The 19017-nt window shown below is 64.1% G+C and carries 16 protein-coding genes; 8 read left to right on the top strand and 8 right to left on the bottom strand.

Features of this window, described 5'->3' with window-relative positions:
* Positions 1 to 169: 169 nt before the first annotated feature.
* From murD to ABB26_RS14050, 3 genes are all read right to left on the bottom strand, one after another.
* A complete protein-coding gene (murD, locus tag ABB26_RS14040) occupies positions 170 to 1576 on the bottom strand; it encodes a UDP-N-acetylmuramoyl-L-alanine--D-glutamate ligase (protein ID WP_057635190.1) in 1407 nt (468 codons plus the stop codon).
* Entirely contained in the window at positions 1557 to 2939 is a 1383-nt protein-coding gene (gene murL / locus ABB26_RS14045) for a UDP-N-acetyl-alpha-D-muramoyl-L-alanyl-L-glutamate epimerase (protein WP_057635191.1), read from the bottom strand. Before murL ends, murD begins: the two co-directional genes overlap by 20 nt.
* Before the next feature lie 81 nt (positions 2940 to 3020).
* Positions 3021 to 5624 carry a bifunctional aspartate kinase/diaminopimelate decarboxylase gene (locus ABB26_RS14050; RefSeq protein ID WP_057635194.1) on the bottom strand — a complete coding sequence of 868 codons (2604 nt, stop codon included), beginning with the start codon at positions 5622 to 5624 and terminating at the stop codon, positions 3021 to 3023.
* Between the two features lie 337 nt (positions 5625 to 5961).
* Here ABB26_RS14050 and ABB26_RS14055 point away from each other — a divergent pair, with 337 nt between their 5' ends.
* The 6 genes from ABB26_RS14055 to ABB26_RS14080 all read left to right on the top strand — a co-directional run bounded on the left by ABB26_RS14055 (position 5962) and on the right by ABB26_RS14080 (position 9752).
* Positions 5962 to 6822, top strand: a complete 861-nt coding sequence (locus ABB26_RS14055; RefSeq protein ID WP_057635196.1) for a PhzF family phenazine biosynthesis protein — start codon at positions 5962 to 5964, stop codon at positions 6820 to 6822.
* A 222-nt stretch (positions 6823 to 7044) separates the two neighbouring features.
* Positions 7045 to 7920, top strand: a complete 876-nt coding sequence (locus ABB26_RS14060; protein ID WP_057635199.1) for a PhzF family phenazine biosynthesis protein — start codon at positions 7045 to 7047, stop codon at positions 7918 to 7920.
* 21 nt (positions 7921 to 7941) lie between these two features.
* Positions 7942 to 8382 carry a GFA family protein gene (locus ABB26_RS14065; protein ID WP_057635201.1) on the top strand — a complete coding sequence of 147 codons (441 nt, stop codon included), beginning with the start codon at positions 7942 to 7944 and terminating at the stop codon, positions 8380 to 8382.
* 102 nt (positions 8383 to 8484) lie between these two features.
* Positions 8485 to 8727, top strand: a complete 243-nt coding sequence (locus tag ABB26_RS14070; RefSeq protein WP_057635203.1) for a hypothetical protein — start codon at positions 8485 to 8487, stop codon at positions 8725 to 8727.
* A 16-nt stretch (positions 8728 to 8743) separates the two neighbouring features.
* Positions 8744 to 9103 carry a 5-carboxymethyl-2-hydroxymuconate Delta-isomerase gene (locus ABB26_RS14075; protein WP_057635205.1) on the top strand — a complete coding sequence of 120 codons (360 nt, stop codon included), beginning with the start codon at positions 8744 to 8746 and terminating at the stop codon, positions 9101 to 9103.
* A 40-nt stretch (positions 9104 to 9143) separates the two neighbouring features.
* A complete protein-coding gene (locus ABB26_RS14080; protein WP_057635207.1) occupies positions 9144 to 9752 on the top strand; it encodes a hypothetical protein in 609 nt (202 codons plus the stop codon).
* Between the two features lie 23 nt (positions 9753 to 9775).
* Here ABB26_RS14080 and ABB26_RS14085 read toward each other — a convergent pair whose 3' ends face one another.
* Positions 9776 to 10336, bottom strand: a complete 561-nt coding sequence (locus ABB26_RS14085) for a hypothetical protein (protein WP_161809061.1) — start codon at positions 10334 to 10336, stop codon at positions 9776 to 9778.
* Positions 10337 to 10452: 116 nt separating this feature from the next.
* Here ABB26_RS14085 and ABB26_RS14090 point away from each other — a divergent pair, with 116 nt between their 5' ends.
* The gene (locus tag ABB26_RS14090) at positions 10453 to 10836 is read left to right on the top strand and encodes a glyoxalase superfamily protein (RefSeq protein WP_057635212.1); all 384 of its coding nucleotides are present in this window, start codon (positions 10453 to 10455) and stop codon (positions 10834 to 10836) included.
* 105 nt (positions 10837 to 10941) lie between these two features.
* Here the strand turns inward: ABB26_RS14090 and ABB26_RS14095 are convergent, their stop codons facing one another.
* The 4 genes from ABB26_RS14095 to ABB26_RS14110 all read right to left on the bottom strand — a co-directional run bounded on the left by ABB26_RS14095 (position 10942) and on the right by ABB26_RS14110 (position 16662).
* The gene (locus ABB26_RS14095) at positions 10942 to 11349 is read right to left on the bottom strand and encodes a hypothetical protein (protein WP_057635215.1); all 408 of its coding nucleotides are present in this window, start codon (positions 11347 to 11349) and stop codon (positions 10942 to 10944) included.
* Positions 11350 to 11608: 259 nt separating this feature from the next.
* The gene (locus ABB26_RS14100; protein WP_057635218.1) at positions 11609 to 13954 is read right to left on the bottom strand and encodes a TonB-dependent receptor; all 2346 of its coding nucleotides are present in this window, start codon (positions 13952 to 13954) and stop codon (positions 11609 to 11611) included.
* 211 nt (positions 13955 to 14165) lie between these two features.
* Positions 14166 to 15170 carry an extracellular catalytic domain type 1 short-chain-length polyhydroxyalkanoate depolymerase gene (locus ABB26_RS14105; RefSeq protein WP_057635220.1) on the bottom strand — a complete coding sequence of 335 codons (1005 nt, stop codon included), beginning with the start codon at positions 15168 to 15170 and terminating at the stop codon, positions 14166 to 14168.
* 88 nt (positions 15171 to 15258) lie between these two features.
* A complete protein-coding gene (locus ABB26_RS14110) occupies positions 15259 to 16662 on the bottom strand; it encodes a GntP family permease (protein WP_057635222.1) in 1404 nt (467 codons plus the stop codon).
* 155 nt (positions 16663 to 16817) lie between these two features.
* Between ABB26_RS14110 and ABB26_RS14115 the strand changes: the two genes are divergently transcribed.
* Entirely contained in the window at positions 16818 to 19016 is a 2199-nt protein-coding gene (locus ABB26_RS14115) for a TonB-dependent receptor (RefSeq protein ID WP_245626228.1), read from the top strand.
* Position 19017: the final 1 nt, after the last annotated feature.

A 19017-nucleotide genomic window follows, 5' to 3' on the forward strand; every position in this document is an offset into this window, starting at 1 on the left:
CACGGAGAGGGGTTAGTGCACTACGAGCCAAAACAATCCGAGCCATCTCCCGCACACGGAGAGGGGTTAGTGCACTAAGAGCCGAAGCAATCCGAGCCCCTCTCCCGTTCACGGGAGAGGGGTTGGGGTGAGGGGAGGCTTCTAACTAAAGAAGCCCAACCACCAACCCTCAACCCACACCCAATCCCGGAATCGCACTGATGCTGTCCGGATCAAACCCGGCCAGTTCGGCGAAATGGCGACCGCGCGCCACATAATCCTTGTAGGCACCAAAGCTCGGCGCACCCGGTGACAACAGCACTACGCCGCCCTGCGCGCCCAGCGCTGCACGTGCCAGCTCCAGCGCATGCGGCAGATCACCCGCCGCATGCAGGCCGAACCGACCTTCGTCGGCCAAGGGTTGCAGCAAAGCGTGAATCCGTGGGCCGTTGCTGCCCATGGTCACGATCTCCACCGGCGCGTTGTCGCGCATGTGCTCGGCGAAGTCATGCCAGTCCACACCGCGATCATGGCCACCGACCAGCAGCGCAATGCGCTGTCCGGCAAAGCAATCCAGCGCGGCCAACGAGGCGTGCGGCGTGGTGCTGATCGAATCGTTGACCCAACGCAGGCCATCGCGTTCACCCAGCAGCTGCAGACGATTCGGCAACGGACGGAAGCTCTGCACTGCCGGTGCCAACGCAACGGCATCCAGGCCCAATGCTTCCAGTGCGGCCAGCACCGCACACAGGTTCCCGCGATTGTGGCGCCCCGGCAGCGGTGTGTTCGACGTATCGAACACCGCCTGCGTACCGCGATGCACTACCTCGCCGACCATATGCCAGCCTTCGGGCTGGTTGAACCACACGATCTGGCTGTGCGGCAAGTGCAGCGCGCGCAGGTGTTCGTCGGCGGCATTAAGCACCGCGACGCGTGGATGTCCGCCGGTCACCAGCGACAGCTTGTCGTCGATGTAGCGCTGTTCGCTGCCGTGCCAATCCAGATGCTCTGGAAAGATGTTCAGCACGATCGCTACGTCCGGGCGCGTGCCACTGCGGGCCACCTCGCCGGTCTGGTAACTGGACAACTCCACCGCCCAGTATTCCGGTGCTGGCTGCGGGTCCAATACTTCCAGCAGCGGCAAGCCGATGTTGCCGACCAGGCCGGTACGGTGCCCCGCCACGCGCAGCAGGTGCGCCAGCAGCGAGGTAGTGGTGCTCTTGCCCTTTGTGCCGGTCACGCACGCCGTGTTGGGCAGGTTGCCGTCGGCATCGGCGTGTTCGCTGAACCACAGCGAGGTACCGCCGATGAATTGCGTACCCTGGGCCGTCGCCTGCTGCGCTTCGGGCTTGTAAGGGCTGATGCCCGGCGATTTCACCACCACGTCGAAACGCGACAATGCCTCGCCAGTTACTTCGGTTTCCACCTGCAGCGCGCCACCGGTTTCGGCGTGCGCGCCATCGGCTTCAGCCGCCGGGCAGAACAGCGTCAGGGGCAGTTGTGGCAGGCGCTCATGCAATACAGCAAACGCGGCACGGCCCTCGCGCCCCCAGCCCCACAATGCGACGCGCTTGCCTTCAAGCTGCGAAATTCGCACGCAGACGCTCCCACAGTGCTGCTGGAATGCGGTGTTCGTCATCGATGACCATCAGCGGCTCGATCTGCAGTTCGTCGGCAGAAAGCGTCGGCTGGATCAGGCTGGCGAAACGCTTGACCAGCGCGTCTTCCTTCCACTCCGGGCGCGCTGCCAACGTGGCCATGGCCGCGCGCGATTCCTTGCCCTCGCCCACGCACTCGAACGGCTTGTGGTCCTGGAACTCCAGCAGCGCGTCGTAGCCGCCGGCCTGCTCCATGTCGTCCAGCAGGTTGCGACCGAAGATACGCACCAGACGCATCTTCGGCATGAACGGTGCCAGCGCCAGGAACACGAAATGGCACTTCGGGCAGACACCGCACCAGCGGTTCACCGGGCGCTCGCCGAGGATGTGGAAGTTGCGGTTGCAGCTGGAGAAATGCGCGTCGTAAAAGTCGGTCTTGGCGAACTGGCGGGCCACCGCCAGCTCCGACAATGGCCGCAGCAAGGAGTAGTAGTTCAGATCGGCGGCGATGTGCTGCTGCACGTACTCGCCAAACGCCTTCTCGAATGCCCAGCCCTTGGACCACTGGTGATTGACCTCGCCGGTGCCGGCGATCTGGCTGCCGTAGCTGGCCGAACGCTCATTGGAGAACACCACCTGGTCCATGCCCTGCACCAGTGCCGCCAGCACCATGATCGCCGAGTTCACCGCGGTCACCGGGATGTGGCCGTTCCATGCGCCCTGGCGGTTGAGCTCGAACAGCTCCGGCGCCAAGGTGCGGCCGATGTTGAGCGTCGGCAGGCCGGTGCGTTCAGCGCAGGCGCGGATCAGCTGCGAGCCACCGATCCAGGTGACGGTCTCGGCCACGCTGGCATTGCGCAGCGCCTCGATGCTGACCAGCGAATCCTTGCCGCCGCCGATGGCGACGAGGGCGTGGTGAGTGAGGCCAAGCCCAGGAGCAGAAGCGCCCTCACCCCCTGCCCCTCTCCCGCTAGCGGGGAGCGAAGCCACCGGCAGCTTGAACCTGCCACGCAGGTTCAGCCCGTTGCGGTAGGCGAACTCGCCCAGACCGTTGAGATACACCTCTTCCACCAACGCGGCGGTGTCGGCATCGATCGCGTAGCTGTCGATGCTCACCTGCTCCGGCACGGCCGCCTTGTAATAGCTGACGCCTGCGATCAGGTGCAGCAGCTGCAATGCGCGTTGCACCGCGGCCGCCCGCTCGCCTTCCAGCTGGAACGGCGCACCCGGCACGGTGACGGTCTCGGTCAGTTCCGGGCCGTCGTCGAAGGCGTAGACCAGTCGCGCCACACCAGTATCCGCAGCGAAATCGCAGCGGACGAAGCGGAAGCGGGAAACCTGGTTTTTATCAAAAGCTGTCATGGCGTATCCGGAAATCAAACGAACCGTTTTCGCGCGGGCGCGCGGCGGGACGACAAAAAGAGGTGCGTGGAGCGAACGTCATCAGGCATCGATGAAGTCCTCGCGCGGCAAAGCGCGCTGGTTGTAGGTACTGGCCATGCTGAAGCCATAGGCACCGGCATCGGCGATCAACATCACATCCTCCGGCATGGTGGTGGCCGGCAGCTTCACCCGCTGCGCGAACACGTCGCTGGACTCGCAGATCGGGCCGACTACGCTGAAATCAACGTCGCGCGCATCATCCAGCCGCGACAGGTTGGCAATGTCGTGCCAGGCGTCGTACAGCGCTGGACGCAGCAGCGCGTTCATGCCGGCATCCAGGCCCACGCGGCGCACGCCATCCTTCTCCACCACCTGGGTGGCGTGGGTCAGCAGCACGCCGGACTCAGCGACCATGAAACGGCCCGGTTCGATCGCCAGCTGGAACGCCGGATGCACCGCCTTGATCTCGGCCAGGCCGGCAGCCCAGGCATCCAGATCGAACGGCTCGTCATCGTCGCTGTACGGCACCGGCAGGCCACCACCGATATCGAGGATTTCCACACTGCCAATACGGCGCGCGAAGCCCGCCATCTCATCGACCATCTGCTTCCAGTGGCCGCTGTTCTCGATGCCGCTACCCAGGTGCGCATGCACACCGGTGATGCGGATATCCAGCGCGCGGGCGGCGGCGATGAACTCGTCCACGCGTAGCGCGGACAGACCGAACTTGGAATCCTTGCCGCCGGTGTTGACCTTCTTGTGGTGACCATCACCGTGGCCCAGATCGATGCGCAGCCACAACGCGCGGCCACGGAATACCTCCGGCCAGCGCTGCAGCAGTTCGACGTTGTCCACCGTGACGGTAACGCCCCGCGCCAGCACGGCTTGGTACTCGCTGATCGGGGCAAAGCTCGGCGTGAACAGCACGCGCTCGGCCGGCATGCCCGGCACCGAGGCGAACACCATCTCCACTTCGCCCTGCGACACGCATTCCAGGCCGAAACCTTCGGCGGCCAGCGTGCGCAGAATCTCCGGGTGCGAATTGGCCTTGATCGCGTAGTAACGACGATCGATGGCGCCAATCGCCTTCAGCTGACGGGCACGCTCGCGCACCTTGTCCAGATCGTAGATATAGGCCGGCGTGCCTACGGCAGCCAGCTCCAGCAGCTTCTGCCGCTTGCCCGGCGCCTGCCACCACGGCGTCTGCCGCGGGCGGATGCTGCCGATGATCTCGCGCCAGCGCGGGCCGAACACCTGCTCTTCGTAAACCGGCATGGCGCCGCTGTCGATCAGCTCGCTGTGCAGGATCGGCAGCAGGCCGTCGGCGTCGGCTTCGTCGATGACGAACGTGAGGTTCAGGTCGTTGGACGACTGCGAAATCATGTGCACGCGCTCCTTGCCGAACGTGGCCCACACGTCCGAGAGCTTGTACAGCAGCGAGCGCATGCCGCGACCAACCAAGGTGATGGCCGCGCACGGCACGATCACCTTGACCTTGCAGATTTCCGACAGGTCGGCCGACAGCGCGGCCAGCACGTCGGTATTGACCAGGTTTTCGGACGGGTCCAGCGACACGGTGACGTTGGTTTCGGCCGAACCGATCAGGTCCACCGACAGGCCATGCTTCTTGAACAGGTTGAACACATCCGACAGGAAGCCGACCTGCTGCCACATGCCGATGCCTTCCATCGACACCAGCACGATGCCGTTGCGACGGCTGATTGCCTTTACCCCCGGCACCGGTTCGGCACTGCCGTCGATGCTGGTGCCCGGCATGTGCGGACGCTCGGTATCGAGGATGGCCATCGGCACGCCGGCATCGCGGCACGGCTTGATCGAGCGCGGATGCAGCACCTTGGCACCGGTGGTGGCGATTTCCTGCGCCTCGTAATAGTCCAGACGGGTCAGCAGTCGCGCGTCCGGCACGTCCTTCGGGTTGGCGCTGAACATGCCCGGCACGTCGGTCCAGATTTCCACGCGGCTGGCGCCGAGCAGCGCACCGAAGTACGCGGCGGAGGTATCGGAGCCACCACGACCGAGGATGGCAGTGCCGCCATCTTCATGGCGGGCGATGAAACCCTGGCTGATCAGCATGCGTGTGGGCTGGGCCGAGAAACGCTGCTTGAAGTCTGCCTCGCCCTGCCATTTGCAGTTCACCGACAGACGCTGCGACCAGGCAGTCTGGTTGGGTGCGGGCGGCAATGCATGCAACCACTCGCGCGCGTCCATCCAGCCGAAATCCAGGCCGTTGCTGCGCAGGTAGGCGGCACCGACGCTGGACGAGAGCAGCTCGCCCTGGCCCAGCACGTCGGCTTGCCAGTCGAGCGGACGGCTGGCCGCACGCGGGTCGTCCAACAGCGCCTGCAGCGCCGCCAGGCGGTGCGCCAGCACCTCTTCACCCAGTTCCAGTTCGGCAAGGAATTCGTTGTGACGGGCGACCAGCGCCGCGACGCGCGCGCGGCTGTCAGCAGCGCCATCGGCAATGGCCGTCAATTCGTTGGTGACACCCGACAGGGCCGACACCACCACCAGCACCCGGCCACCGGTTTCATCCGCCCGTTTTTTCGCCAATTCCCCGATCGTGTTCCAACGATGGCGACGGGACACCGAGGTGCCACCGAACTTGAGGACGATCCAGCGATCAGCAATTGGGGAAGCGGACATTGGCTTTGGGGGTTCACTAGTGGGAGAAAGACCCGGCAATGCGGGCGGAACTCCCGATTCTATGCCAAGGCCGCGCAGGCCGGACCGCTGATTTCGAGCGATACCATCGTCACCCGGCCCCCTCCCGGGGCAGAGAAAGTAGCACTTGCAACGAATCGGGTCATCCACCCGCCCAGGTAGGAGCGGCCTCGGCCGCGAAACCCGGGATGTGCCAGCCGCTGAAACCCCCGGGACCCGAATGGCCAACGACTTCGCGGCCGAGACGGCTCCTACCGGGCGGGACGACATTTCCCCCTCACTTCCCTAAGCTGACCAGCCCTCGCACTGTTCCAAATACATGACCACTCGCCGTTACCTGCAACTGGATGTGTTTTCCGCCCGCGCGGGCGCTGGCAACGCGCTGGGCGTGGTCGTCGATACCGATGGTCTGGACGCCCCCGCCATGCAGGCCATTGCCGCTTGGCTGAACCTGTCCGAGACCATCTTTTTCCTGCCCCCGGATGACGGCGCCAGCTACCACATCCGCATTTTCACCCCGAAGATGGAGCTGCCCTTCGCCGGCCACCCCAGCGTGGGCGCAGCCTGGGCGGCGGTGGAACTGGGGCTGGCAACGGCCGACGACGAAGGCCGCCTGATCCAGCAATGCGCCGCCGGGCTGTTGCCGGTACAGGTCCAGGGTGGCCGCTGGTTCCGCCAGATCAAGGTGCGCAGCCCGCAGGCCCAGCGCCTCGACACGCAGCTACCGCAACTGCCCGAGGGCCTCGCCGCGCTTGTACATCCGGCCCAATCACCGGCGCTTTGGAACAACGGCCCGGATTGGTGTGTGCTGGAAGCCAGCAGTGAAGCCGCATTGCGTCGCTATAAGCCAGAACTGGCCGCCATCGCTGCCCTGCCCGGACGCGGCAAGCTGGCCGTCTTCGCCGCCGCCGATCGCCCGGATGTCGGCTACCAATATGTGGTGCGCGCTTTCGCCCCGGGCGTGGGCGTCAATGAAGACCCGGTTACCGGCAGCGCCAATGCGCTGGTCGCCGCGCATCTGCTGGCCCAGGGCCGACTCAAGCCACATCAGCAATATCTGGCCAGCCAGGGCCGCGAACTGGGCCGCAATGGCGAAGTGCGGGTGGAAGTGGACGCCGACGCGAACATCTGGATCGGTGGCGAGGTGCAGCAGGTCATCAGCGGCCAGATTGAGTGGTGATGCGGTGTTTGCATGCAACACCGACAGCCCGCACGACAGCCTACCCCTCTCTCCTCGCGAAAGAGGGTGCCCCGAAGGGGCGGGAGAAGGGACGCACGCACCGCTTCTGACTCCGGCAGCAGCGCTCTCACCTTGAACCGCTGAGCTTGGCCTCCCCTCACCCCAACCCCTCTCCCGTAAACGGGAGAGGGGCTTAAGCACCAACCGCATTCGGACTTTCCCATGACCACCCGCCGCTTCCTGCAACTCGACGTCTTCGCCCCCCGCCCCGGCACCGGCAATCCACTGGCCGTCGTCCTCGATGCCGAAGGCTTGGACGACGACGCCATGCAGGCCATCGCCCGCTGGACCCGCCTGCCGGAAACCACCTTCATCAGCGCGTCCACCGTAGCGGGCAGCAGCTATCGCATCCGCATGTTCGCGCCGCAGAAGGAAGTGCCGTTTGCCGGCCATCCCAGCGTTGGTAGCGCACATGCCGTGCTTGAGACCGGCGTCGCCGCGCCGGTCGATGGCCAGTTCATCCAGGACGGTATCGCCGGCCAGCTGCCGCTACGCATCACCGAGCACGATGGCGTGCGCACCATCGCCATCCGCACCCCGCGCGCCTCCGTGGCCGAAGTGGTCGCTGCCGATGACGCGCGCCTGCGGCCGGCCATCAACGGTTGGCCGCTGGGCGAACTGCCACCGGCACTGATGGACGGCGGCCGCCGTTGGTGGGTGGTTGAAGTCACCAGCGAAGCCTCTTTGCGCGCGCTCAACCCGGACTGGGACGCCATCGCCACGCTGGCCGAAGCCACCGGTGCGATGGGCGTGTTTGCCTATGCGCGTAGTGAAGGCGATGACTATCAACTGGTGGTACGCGCCTTCGTCGGCAATGGTCGTCGCTTCGAGGACGCCGCCTCCGGTGCCGCCAATGCCGTGCTCGCCGCATGGCTGGACGAACGCGGCGCCCTGCCCGGTACCGGCAAGCGCTACACCGCCAGCCAGGGCCGCGAGGTCGGCCACGATGCACTGCTGGAACTGAGCATCGACGAACACGGCGATGTCTGGTCGGGTGGACAGGTGCAGACCGTCATCCAGGGAACCATCAACTGGTAACCCGTCCTCGCAAGGAACGTCATGCCAAACAGCAACACCTTCAAACTTGAGTGCAACTGCGGCGCAGTATCGATTAGGGTAAGTGGCGCGCCGGCTGCGCGCGCGTATTGTCACTGCCATGCCTGCCAGCAGTTCTATGGATTGCCGGTACTGGCTGCCAATGCTTGGCCAAGTGACTCCCTGGCCGTTACGCATGGCAACGCACAGCTGGTTGCCTACCAGCACCCGCAGCTGCAGATGCAACGCCACTACTGCACCGCCTGCGGCGAAGTCCTGTTCGGCAGCAATCGGCTGGGCATGGCGGTCATTCGCACTTCGCTGATCGCGCGTGCCTTTGCCGGCCAATTACCCGAGGCCTATACCCCGACATTTCATCTGTTCTATGCCTACCGCACGCTGGACATCAACGATGCCCTGCCCAAGTACAGCGAAGGCTGGGACGGGCCGCTGCATGCGGACTGATGTCAGGTTGGCGCTGTCTGCATGAGCATGCTCGGCAGCTAGCAGAGTCAGCCGCGCGCATCGGCCGCTGCTCCCGGGCTGCAATGGTTTGACGCCGACGGCATGCACCCCGGCCCGGCGCTTACGCTGCTGGATGCAGTCCAGCTTCATCGTGCAATCCACGAGCGCTATCCGGAACGTGGCTTCACCGTTGACTCCCCCATCTACGAAACAAAAAGTGGCCTGGACGCCATCCTGCCGGACGCCAATGCACCCGCGCCGCTGAGCGGCACACCGACCCGCATCACGTATTCCGATGCCGAGGTCCAGCGCATCACCGCAATGCTGCAAGCCACACCACGATAGTCAGGAACCCATCGCCATGCCCCACCTCACCATCGAATACAGCAACAACCTCGGCACCACCCTTGCACCTGCATTGCTCCATGCAGCCAATGAGGCGTTGATGCACACCGGCCAGTTCCAGGAGGCCGACATCAAGAGCCGCGCGATCGGCTTTGACCACTTCGCCATCGGCACCGCCGATAAAGCGCGTGCCTTTGTCGCGGCAAAGCTGTCCATCCTCGGCGGACGCACAGCCGGGACAAAACGCGAGATCGCGCAGGCGTTGTTGGCTGCGTTGGAAACCGCCATTGCCGCCGACGGACTGGAGCTGCAGACCAGCGTCGAGATCCTCGACATCGACCGTGACAGCTACGCAAAATCCCATCGCCAAGGCTGATACGCGATCTGCCCCTTGCCACTGGAAGCCCGGACTACCGATGGAACTGCAACAGGCAATCGCAAACCACTCCGGCAGCTTCCACTGTGAAGCACTGTCCGATGCCGCCATCACTCGCAGCATCGGCTTTTTCCACCGCATCACGCCGGCACACAACACTACCGACATCCCCGACCTCCCCGGGCTTCGCGCCTTCTACAGCCAGTTCGGCAACGTATTGTTCTACGCCGATGCCGACAGTGGCGAAGCTGCCATCCTGCTGGCATCACCGTCGGACTGGACGCATCTACGCCGGCATTTTGAGGGGTGGACGGAGGCCATGGGCCCAGACGAGCGCGAGGAATACCTGCCCGAATGGGTCGATGCAGCACTGGTCATCGGCGAGGAACCCGGGACCGGCAACTACCTGCTGATGCCCACCACCGGGGAGCAGGCCGGGCACTTATACCTGTTTGACCACGATGGCTTCGACTTCATCGAACAGGCCCCGGACATCATCAGCTACGCGTGGAAACAACTGGATCTGGATGACAGCGCGCTGCTGGTGATCGCCACCCACCTGCGTTTCATCAGTGATGCCACGCCGCATCAATGGTGGATACGCGAGCTGCGCGACAACCGCGGCAATGTCGCCCGCACATACGAATAGGCGCGCCCTGCCCACGGGCAGGATCAGCTGTCCTTGGAGGTGAACTTCAGTTTCGCCCCGTCGATCAACGGCATGTATGCATCGCTTGACCGGAGCTTGAGGTCACTCCAGAACGTCATCTCCCGGGTGCCCGGCACCATCTTTGAAAACGGTGTGTTGACACTGAAGCCGACCTTGACCGGCCCTGTTCCCTTGAGCATCTGCGCCTGCACTTGCCGCAGTTGTCGCGCGCCCTCCTGCGTCAGCGCAAGCTCGTAGGTCATCACGGGAACCTTGGCACTGAACAGCCCGACGCTGCGTTCTTCTTGGGTCGTCCCCAACAGTCTCAACTGCATGTCTGCCACCAGCGCCGGCTCTCCCTCGGGTTGCAACTCCAGCTTCAGGCGGGTGCCGGCCACGTCCACTTCATTGCCGCGCGGGACCGATACCCGGACACCTATTCCGGCAGGATCCAGCTGATGCAGTACCTTCTCGTCCAACGAGGACAGCCGCAGCGCGGTAGACAGGGGGATGGAGGCGCAGGCAGAGAGAACAAGCAGACATGCGCCGGCAAGCAACCGGGAAAACGCAACGGAAAATCGCACCAGAGCACCTCCATGATCCTTGGGTGATGCCTGCAGCGAGCGGCTCGCCCGGGCGATGTGTCCTTGCGGCTGGCATCGTGCCACTATCCGGCCGTCATCGCATCCCGGAGAAGACCGTGATCCCGTCCCGCTTCCACACGATTTCGCCGTTCCTCGGCACGGACGATCTGCCGGCTACGCTGGCGTTCTACCAGGAGAAACTCGGGTTCGACCTTGCCTGGGAATGGGGCAGCCCGCTGGAAGTGGCGGCGGTGTGCCGTGACCAGGTGGAGATCACCCTCACCTGCCGCAGCGATGCCCGGCCAGGCGGCATCAGCCGGATCTACATCGGCATCGACGCGATTGATGATTACCACGCCCACCTGCTGCAGGCTGGCGTGACCATCGATGTTCCCATCGATGATCGCCCCTATGGCATGCGTGACTTCAGTGTCGTCGACCCAACAGGCAACGTGCTGACCTTCGGCCAGCCGTTACCTCAACCACAACCAACCTGCTGAGCAACGACCTTCGCAGAACCCGCGCAAGCGGCGAGGCGGATGACGCCGTCGTCATTGCGGGCCGTCATCGAATCTCCGTCGACATTCACGCCGCTCGTGAGGAAGTCACTTCCGCGCAAGCATGTAGCCCAGCCAGGCAAACGGCAGGTAGGCCACCAGCACGTCCAGCACCTCGAACCAACGCGGCGCAGGCAACATGAAGCAACTGGCCACGCCACCAGCCAGGAATAGCAGCCCGATCACTGCGGCCGGTATCCAGCCCTTGCGCCCGAAGACCCACGTTGCGACAAACGCACCGGCCAGCGTCCCCAGCCCGTGCGCCAGGAACGGAAACACGAAATGCACAGGTCCCAGCAACGGCATCGCCGCCGTCAACCCTTCAGTGGTGGTCGTATCCATGCCCGGCGGTGCCGGTACCACGCGGGCACCCAGCAGGATCAGCCCCATGTTCACCGCGCTACCCGCAATCAAACCCAGCACCACGGCCAGCAGCCCTTTCAGAAATGCGCGCATCGCCCCACTCCCGTTACGCCCGATGAGGGACCAGTATGATCCCGCCCACCGCGCCGGGCACGTCCGTCTGCAACATGATCTGCAAGGCCGCACTGCGTACCCATTTCCTTGCTGAGCTGCCGTCGCAGACATGGCCGACATGTGGATGGGGCGAGGACCTGGCGTCCCCATGCCCGGAGCGATCCTGCACAAGCAGAGCGCCCTCACCCCAACCCCTCTCCCGCACGCGGGAGAGGGGCTCAAACGGGCTCCAACGAGATCAGCGCCAGTTGTAGTTGAACGAGACGCCGATGATGCGCGGTTCGTTGTACACCGCGGCCATGTAGTTCTCGATCACGCCCTTGAGGTTCTTCTCGTTGGTGATGTTGCGCGCGAACGCCGCGACTTCCCAGGCACCGTAGCCGCCGGTGTAACCCACACGCAGGCCGCCTTCGAAATTGCCCTTGGAGTAGAACTCGTCGCTGCTGTACAGCACGAACTGGGTCTCGCCCTGCTTGTTCCAGTCGGTGGCGAAGAACAGTGCGCCATCGTCACCCATCGGGATGTCGTAGCGGGCGGCCAGATTGAGGTTGTACTTGGGTGCGTTCGGCAGCGGGTTGCCGTCGATCTGGGCATAGACATTGCTGCCGATCTTGATGGTCGGGTCATTGACCGTGCATACCACCACACCGTTGAGCGCACACACCTGCGCGTAAACGCGCTTGTCCTCGATCTTGCTGTGCAGCAGGCTCAGGCCGGCGGTCAGCGACAGGTTAGGGATCGGGCGCCAGTCCAGGTCGGCTTCCAGGCCATAGGCACGCGCCTTGTCGGCATTGAACAGCACGCCGTTGCCGTTGGAGTCATTGCCGTTGAGCTGGATGTCGTTGACTGCGTAGGTGAAGCCGCTGACATTCAGACGCAGGCGGTTGTCGAACAGGCTGCTCTTGATGCCGGCTTCCCAGGACAGGATGGTCTCCGAATCGGCGGTGGTGAAATCGGCATTGAACGCGGCCGAGCGGCCCTGGATGGTCGGGCCACGAAAACCACGCGCCACGCGCGCGTACACACTCAACTCGGGGCTGACCTCATACATCGCGCTCAGATCCCAGCTGGGCTGGGTATCGGACATCTCGACGTTGCGGCGGCCCTTGTAGGTCACCGCGCCGGCTGCAGTGTCGGCTGTCTTGAGCAGGCGCGTGCTCTTCTCATCCTTGGTACCGCGCACGCCGGCAGTCAGGGTCAGGGCGTCGGTCGCCTTCCAGCTCACCTGGCCGAAGCCCGCCCATGAGGTGTTGATGTTGCGCAGGCGCACCCAGTTGTTCGGGTTGTGCGCGGCCGTGTCCAGGAACCAGGCACGCTGGTAGAAATCGGTGGTGTCACGGCCATCGAAGTAGAACGCGCCCACCTGCCATGACCACGGATCGACGGTGTTGGAGGCCAGGCGCACCTCCTGGGTGAACTGGTCCAGGTCACGCACCTGGCCCATCGACTGGCCATAGCCGTTGGGCACGCCGTTGACCGGGAAATCCGCCGCAGCGCCGCCATCGGTATCGCCACGGCTGTAGCCGGAGGTGGTTTCGTAGGCGCTGATCGAGGTCAGCGTTGTGTTGCCGAAATCATAGGTGGCCTTGATCGAACCGCCGTGGGTTCTATAGGCCTGCGGGTTGTTCTCCGCTTCGTCATAGGCGACCTTGTCGCGCGCCACGTCCACGCGGTTGCTGCCCTTGGTCAAGGCATTGCGCAGGAACAGCGTGGAGGTGCCGTCGTAGTCGCGGGTGTGGGCCGAGGCCAGCAGCGAGAACTGCTCGTTGGGCTGCAACAGCAGCTGCAGGCGCAGGTTGCGGTCGTCGTAACCGCCCATCGCGTCCTTCTTCGGCGTCACCGTGCCGTCGGCACTGGGCCCGCTGTAGGTGTTGTCCACCCAATCGTCGCGGTGCTGGTACAGGGTGGAGATGCGGTAGGACAGCACGTCGTTGATCGCCCCGCCCATACCGCCGTCGATGGAGACGGTGTTGTAGCTGCCGTAACTGACGTTGACCCGGCCGCTGCCCTCCTGACTCGGCTTGACGGTGTCGAACTTGACGATGCCGGCGGTGGTGTTGCGGCCGAACAACGAGCCCTGCGGCCCGCGCAGCACTTCCACCTGGTCCACGTCATAGACCGGGTTGGACTTGAGCACCACGTGCTCCAGGACCACGTCGTCCTGGATGATCGACACCGGCTGTGAAGCACCCAGATAGAAGTCGATGTTGCCCAGGCCACGGATATAGAAGCGCGGGAAGATGCGCCCGGTGGTGGTTTCGGCGTAGAAGCTGGGCACCCGGCCAGACAAGGCCAGCAGCGTGTCGTCCGCACCTTCGGTATAGCTGCGCAGCGCCTCGCCCTGCACCACACCCACCGACACCGGTACGTCCTGCAGGTTCTGCTCGCGGCGTTCGGCGGTGACGGTGATGGTGTCCAGCGCGGTGGCGGCGGAGCGCTCGGCGACCGGCGCGGCCTCCTGCGCGAAGGCGGACGACGCGACCAGCGGCAGGATCAGCAGGGCGCAGGCCTGCGCCAGCACTGAGCGGCGCGGCAAGATACGGGGAGTGCGGGTGGAAGCAGGTGCAACGGGGTGAAGCTGCATGGGATGGCCTTGGTTGGCAAGTGGTGAATCCGTTCCGCCCGGGCGGCGCCGATGGCGCGGCATGAGGCGCGCAGATCATCACCGCACAACATTGCAGTTGGATGGCATTGCCAACAGCTGCTTCCATAAAGCCGAACGCCCGTGCGAGAGCAATCCGCTCCCGCACGGGCGATGACGCCGCTTCATTCGTTCCAGCGGGTGGTTCATCCAGTCAACGCAGTTGGTCCTTCAGGAACAACCAGGTGATCAAGGTCGCATCCGGCCCGTCGGGATCGGTGAACGGCAAGCCCGATTTGCTGCCGCTCCAGGCATGCCCCATGCCCTGTACGACGTAGTGCTGGACGAGCGTTCTGCCGCCGTAGGTGTAGCTGTCGATGGTGTAGGCGCGCCCGCCCGGCACCTGTGCGTTGATGGTGCTGGTGGGCACGTACTTGACCGAGTCATTGTCGACGCCATCATCGGCCAGATCATTGGTCTGCAGGAACTGCCGCACGGCCTGCTGTCCATTCACCGGATTGACCGTGGCATCGGCGCTGCCATGGAATACCAGCACCGGCAACGGGCGCGGCGACGGCGAGCCGGAGCACTGCCAGGCAAGACGTCCATTGCTTTCGGGCGAGTAGATGCTTCCCGCCAGCAGCGCGTAGGCACTGCCGGATACCGTGGTAGCGCCCTTGTACATGCCGCCGGAATGCACCGCGCCTGCCGCAAACACATCCGAGTAACAGGCCAGCATGATCGAGGTCATCGCCCCGCCGGCGGAAATGCCGGTGACATAGACCCGGCGCGGATCGATGGCGTAACCGGCCTTCACCGCGTCCACGATCCCGGCCAGGATCGATGCTTCACCGCTGCCACGCGCCTGGTTGATCGGCAACTGCCAGTTCCAGCAACGCGCCGGGTTGGCGGTGACGTTCTGCCGCGGGTAGACAACGATGAAACCTTCCACATCGGCCACGTCATTGAAGCCCGAGGCTTCGCCCATCAGGTTCGGCCCATTGACACATCCATGCAGTACCAGCAGCAGCGGCAGCGGCCGCGTCTGGTCGTAGTCGGCAGGCACCCATACCTGGTACTCGCGACTGCCATAGAGATTCCCGTACAGGCCGATATCCCAGTGCCCGGCGGCGTCCTGCGCATTGGCGCTGCCGGCCAATGCGAGCCATGCAAAGAATAGGAAAATACCCGTCTTGATCGTATCGATGCCGTATTTCATAACCAGATCCTCATGCGTGAGTCGTGGATGAAGTCGTACCGAAAACCCCCTCTGGACGGGATGCCCAGAGGCTGCTGCAACACTGCGTTCAAACCCAGCCGGTGGCGTAATAGATGCCGATCACCACGAACACCGCGAGGGTCTTGATGATGGTCACGGCGAAGATGTCCTTGTAGGCCTGGCGATGGGTCAGCCCGGTCACCATCAGCAAGGTGATCACGGCCCCGTTGTGCGGCAGGCTGTCCATGCCGCCGGAGGCCATCGAAGCGACACGGTGCAGTACTTCCATCGGGATGCCGGCCGCCTGCGCATTGGCGATGAAGGTGTCAGACATCGCTGCCAAAGCGATGCTCATGCCACCGGAGGCCGAGCCGGTGACGCCGGCCAGCCCGGTGACGGTGACCGCTTCATGCAGCAGCGGGTCCTTGATCGAACCCAGCGCATTGGCCACCACCATGAAACCAGGCAATGCGGCGATCACCGCGCCAAAACCATATTCCGATGCGGTGTTCATCGCCGCCAGCAACGCACCGCTGATCGCGGTCTTGGTGCCGTCGGCAAACTGGGTGACAACCGGGCGCCAGGCCAACACCATCACCGACAGGATGCCGACCAGCAGTGCGCCCTCCACCGCCCAGATCGCAGCGATCTTCGGCACTTCCTGCACGACAGGTGCGGAGTTGCCAAGGATTGACGGCACGAAGCTGTGCTCGCCGCCATACCACTGCGGTATGCCCAGGGTGAGCAGCTTGTTGGAGACGAACACCAGCAGCAACGGCAACACCGCGATGCCCGCATGCGCCAGATGGGCACCTGTGAACGGCACCGGCTCATTGACCAGGGTTGCCGGATCGCCATAGCCCTCACCATTGCGCACGGCCGCGCGGCGGCGCCATTCCAGGTAGGCCATGCCCACCGCAAGCACGAAGATGCTGCCAAGAACGCCCAGCACCGGCGCGGCCCAGGTATCGGTGCCGAAGAACGTGGTCGGGATGATGTTCTGGATCTGCGGCGTGCCGGGCAGCGCATCCATGGTGAAACTGAAACCGCCTACCGCCAGCGTGGCCGGGATCAAGCGCTTGGGGATGTTGCTCTGCCGGAACATTTCGGCGGCGAAGGGATAGACCGCGAATACCACCACGAACAGCGACACACCGCCGTAAGTCAGCAAACCCGAGACCAACACGATCGACAGCATCGCCCGCTGCGGGCCGAACAGCCGGATCGCCGCACCGACGATCGACTTGGAGAAGCCGGACAGTTCGATCAGCTTGCCGAACACCGCGCCCAGCAGGAACACCGGGAAGTAGAGCTTCAGGAACCCGACCATCTTGTCCATGAACAGGCCGGTGAACATCGGCGCCACCAGCGACGGATCGGTCAGCAACACCGCCCCAAGTGCGGCGATGGGTGCGAACAGGATCACGCTGTAGCCGCGATAGGCCACAAACATCAGGAAGCCCAGCGCTGCAAGTACGATCAGTAACGACATACGGCGCTTCCGAATGAGGAGGCGCTCAGTATCCTGATCTGACGGCCGCTGCCGACTGGACCTAGGTCCACTCGCTGGTGCACACCCGCATCGCTAGCCTAGGCTCCGAGGGTGGCATTCGGCCATCTACAACGCACATGCCTGGGGAGGACCGAATGAAGCGGAACTGTTTGAGCCTGATGATCGGCGCGCTGTTGGCCTCCGGGCCGGTATTGGCACAGGAAGCACAAAACGCTGCACCGACGGCGGGCAAAGCCGCTTCGGCCACCAACCTGGACAGCATCACCGTCACCGCGCGCAAGCGCGAGGAAACCCTGCAGGAAGTGCCGGTCGCAGTTACCGCCTTCACCTCCGAAGCGCTGGACAAGTTGAACGTGCAGGACATCGCCGACCTCGACTCGCAGGTGCCCAACCTGACCATCTACGCCGCGCGTGGCGCCAGCAGCACGGTCACCGCTTACATCCGCGGCGTCGGCCAGTCCGATCCCACCTGGGGTGCAGACCCGGGCGTGGGCATCTACCTGGATGACGTCTATATCGCCCGTCCGCAGGGCGCATTGCTGGACGTGTTCGACGTCTCACGCATCGAAGTGCTGCGTGGCCCGCAGGGCACGCTGTACGGCAAGAACACCATTGGTGGCGCGATCAAGTACATCTCGCGCGGCCTGCCCACGCAGGTTGAAGGCTACGCGCAGATCACCGCGGGCAACTACAACCAGCTCGATGCCAAGGCCGCCATCGGCGGCCCGCTGGGCGGCGCGGACAGCGGCCTGCGCGGTCGCATCGCGGTGGCCAGCATGAACCGCGACGGCTTTGGCGAGAACACCTTCAACGGCCAGCCGATCAGCGACAAGCAGATCAACGCGGCGCGCTTGAACCTGGGCGCTTATGCGGGTGACGACTTCGACGTGCAGTTCGCCCTGGACTGGATCGACGACCAGTCCGGCATGCGCGGCTCGAAGATGCTGGCCCGCAACCCGTTCACCCCGGCCTACCCGCCGATGGATGACCGCTACGACATCCGCTCGGGCATGCAGAACCTCAACAGCGTCGAGACCAAGGGCGCGTCGGCGACGGTGAACTGGCGGCCCAACGATGACGTCGCGTTGAAGTATGTGGTCGCCAAGCGCGAGTCCGACAGCCACTCGAACATCGACTTCGATACCACGCCGGTGAAGCTGGCCGATGTCGGCGGCTTCTACGAGGACAACCAGGTCAGCAATGAAGTGCAGTTCAACTACGACGCGGGCGGTCGGGTTCGCGGCGTGGTCGGGCTGTACCAGTTCAGCGGCGAAGCAGGCGGGCAGATCCGCAACAACTTCTTCAACCTGCAGTTCGGCGATACCCGCGGCAAGGTGCTGACCGACAGCATCGCGGTGTATGCGGACTGGACCTTCGACCTGACCAACAAGCTCAAGCTCGATGTCGGCGCCCGCTATACCGACGAGGACAAGCGCGCGATCGTGCTGAACCGCTTCTACGCCGACGCGACCTTCAGCCGGCCGATCGCGGTTGCCGCGGACTTCGACAAGACCACCAACTTCAAGAACGTCTCGCCCAAGGTGTCGCTGGATTACCAGATCACCCCGGACATCATGGTTTATGGTCTGGCAACGCGCGGCTTCAAATCCGGCGGCTACAACATCCGCGCCAACGCTGTGGCGGTGCCACGCTCGGCCGAGCCGTTCGACGACGAGACCGTCGACAGCTTCGAGATCGGCAGCAAGATGGGCTTCCTCGATTCACGCTTGTTCCTGAACCTGTCGGCCTTCCACAACAAGTACAAGGACATCCAGTTGTCGGTGTTCACCGGCATCGACACCAATGGCGATGGCGTCAACGATGCCTTCTTCGGCGACTTCACCAATGCCGGCAAAGGCACGGTCAACGGTCTGGAAATCGAGTACCAGTACCTGCCGACCGCGAACTGGCTGATCTCCGGCAACCTGGCCTGGCTGGACACCAAGTACGACGAGTACATGGACCGTGGCGTCAACGTCGCCAAGCAGATGAAGTTCACCAATGCACCGGACTTCTCCGGTGCGGTGAACGTGGAGTACCGCACCGAACTGGCCAATGGCAGCAATCTGTCCGCACGGGTGGGCTACAGCTACCAGAGCGAAGTGTGGCCGACCACCGACCTGAGCCCGGTCATCCGCCAGGACGGCTATGGTCTGGTCAATGCGGGCGTGATCTGGAAGCTCAATGACGCCTGGACCTTCTCGCTGCAGGGCACCAACCTTGCCGACAAGGAATACCGCACCACCGGCTACAACATTCCGGCGGTCGGCACGCTGATCGGCTTCTACGGCCCGCCGCGCCAGTACAGTCTCAGCGTCCGCTACGATTTCTAGG

The sequence above is a fragment of the Stenotrophomonas humi genome (assembly GCF_001431415.1).
Taxonomy (GTDB): Bacteria; Pseudomonadota; Gammaproteobacteria; order Xanthomonadales; family Xanthomonadaceae; genus Stenotrophomonas; species Stenotrophomonas humi.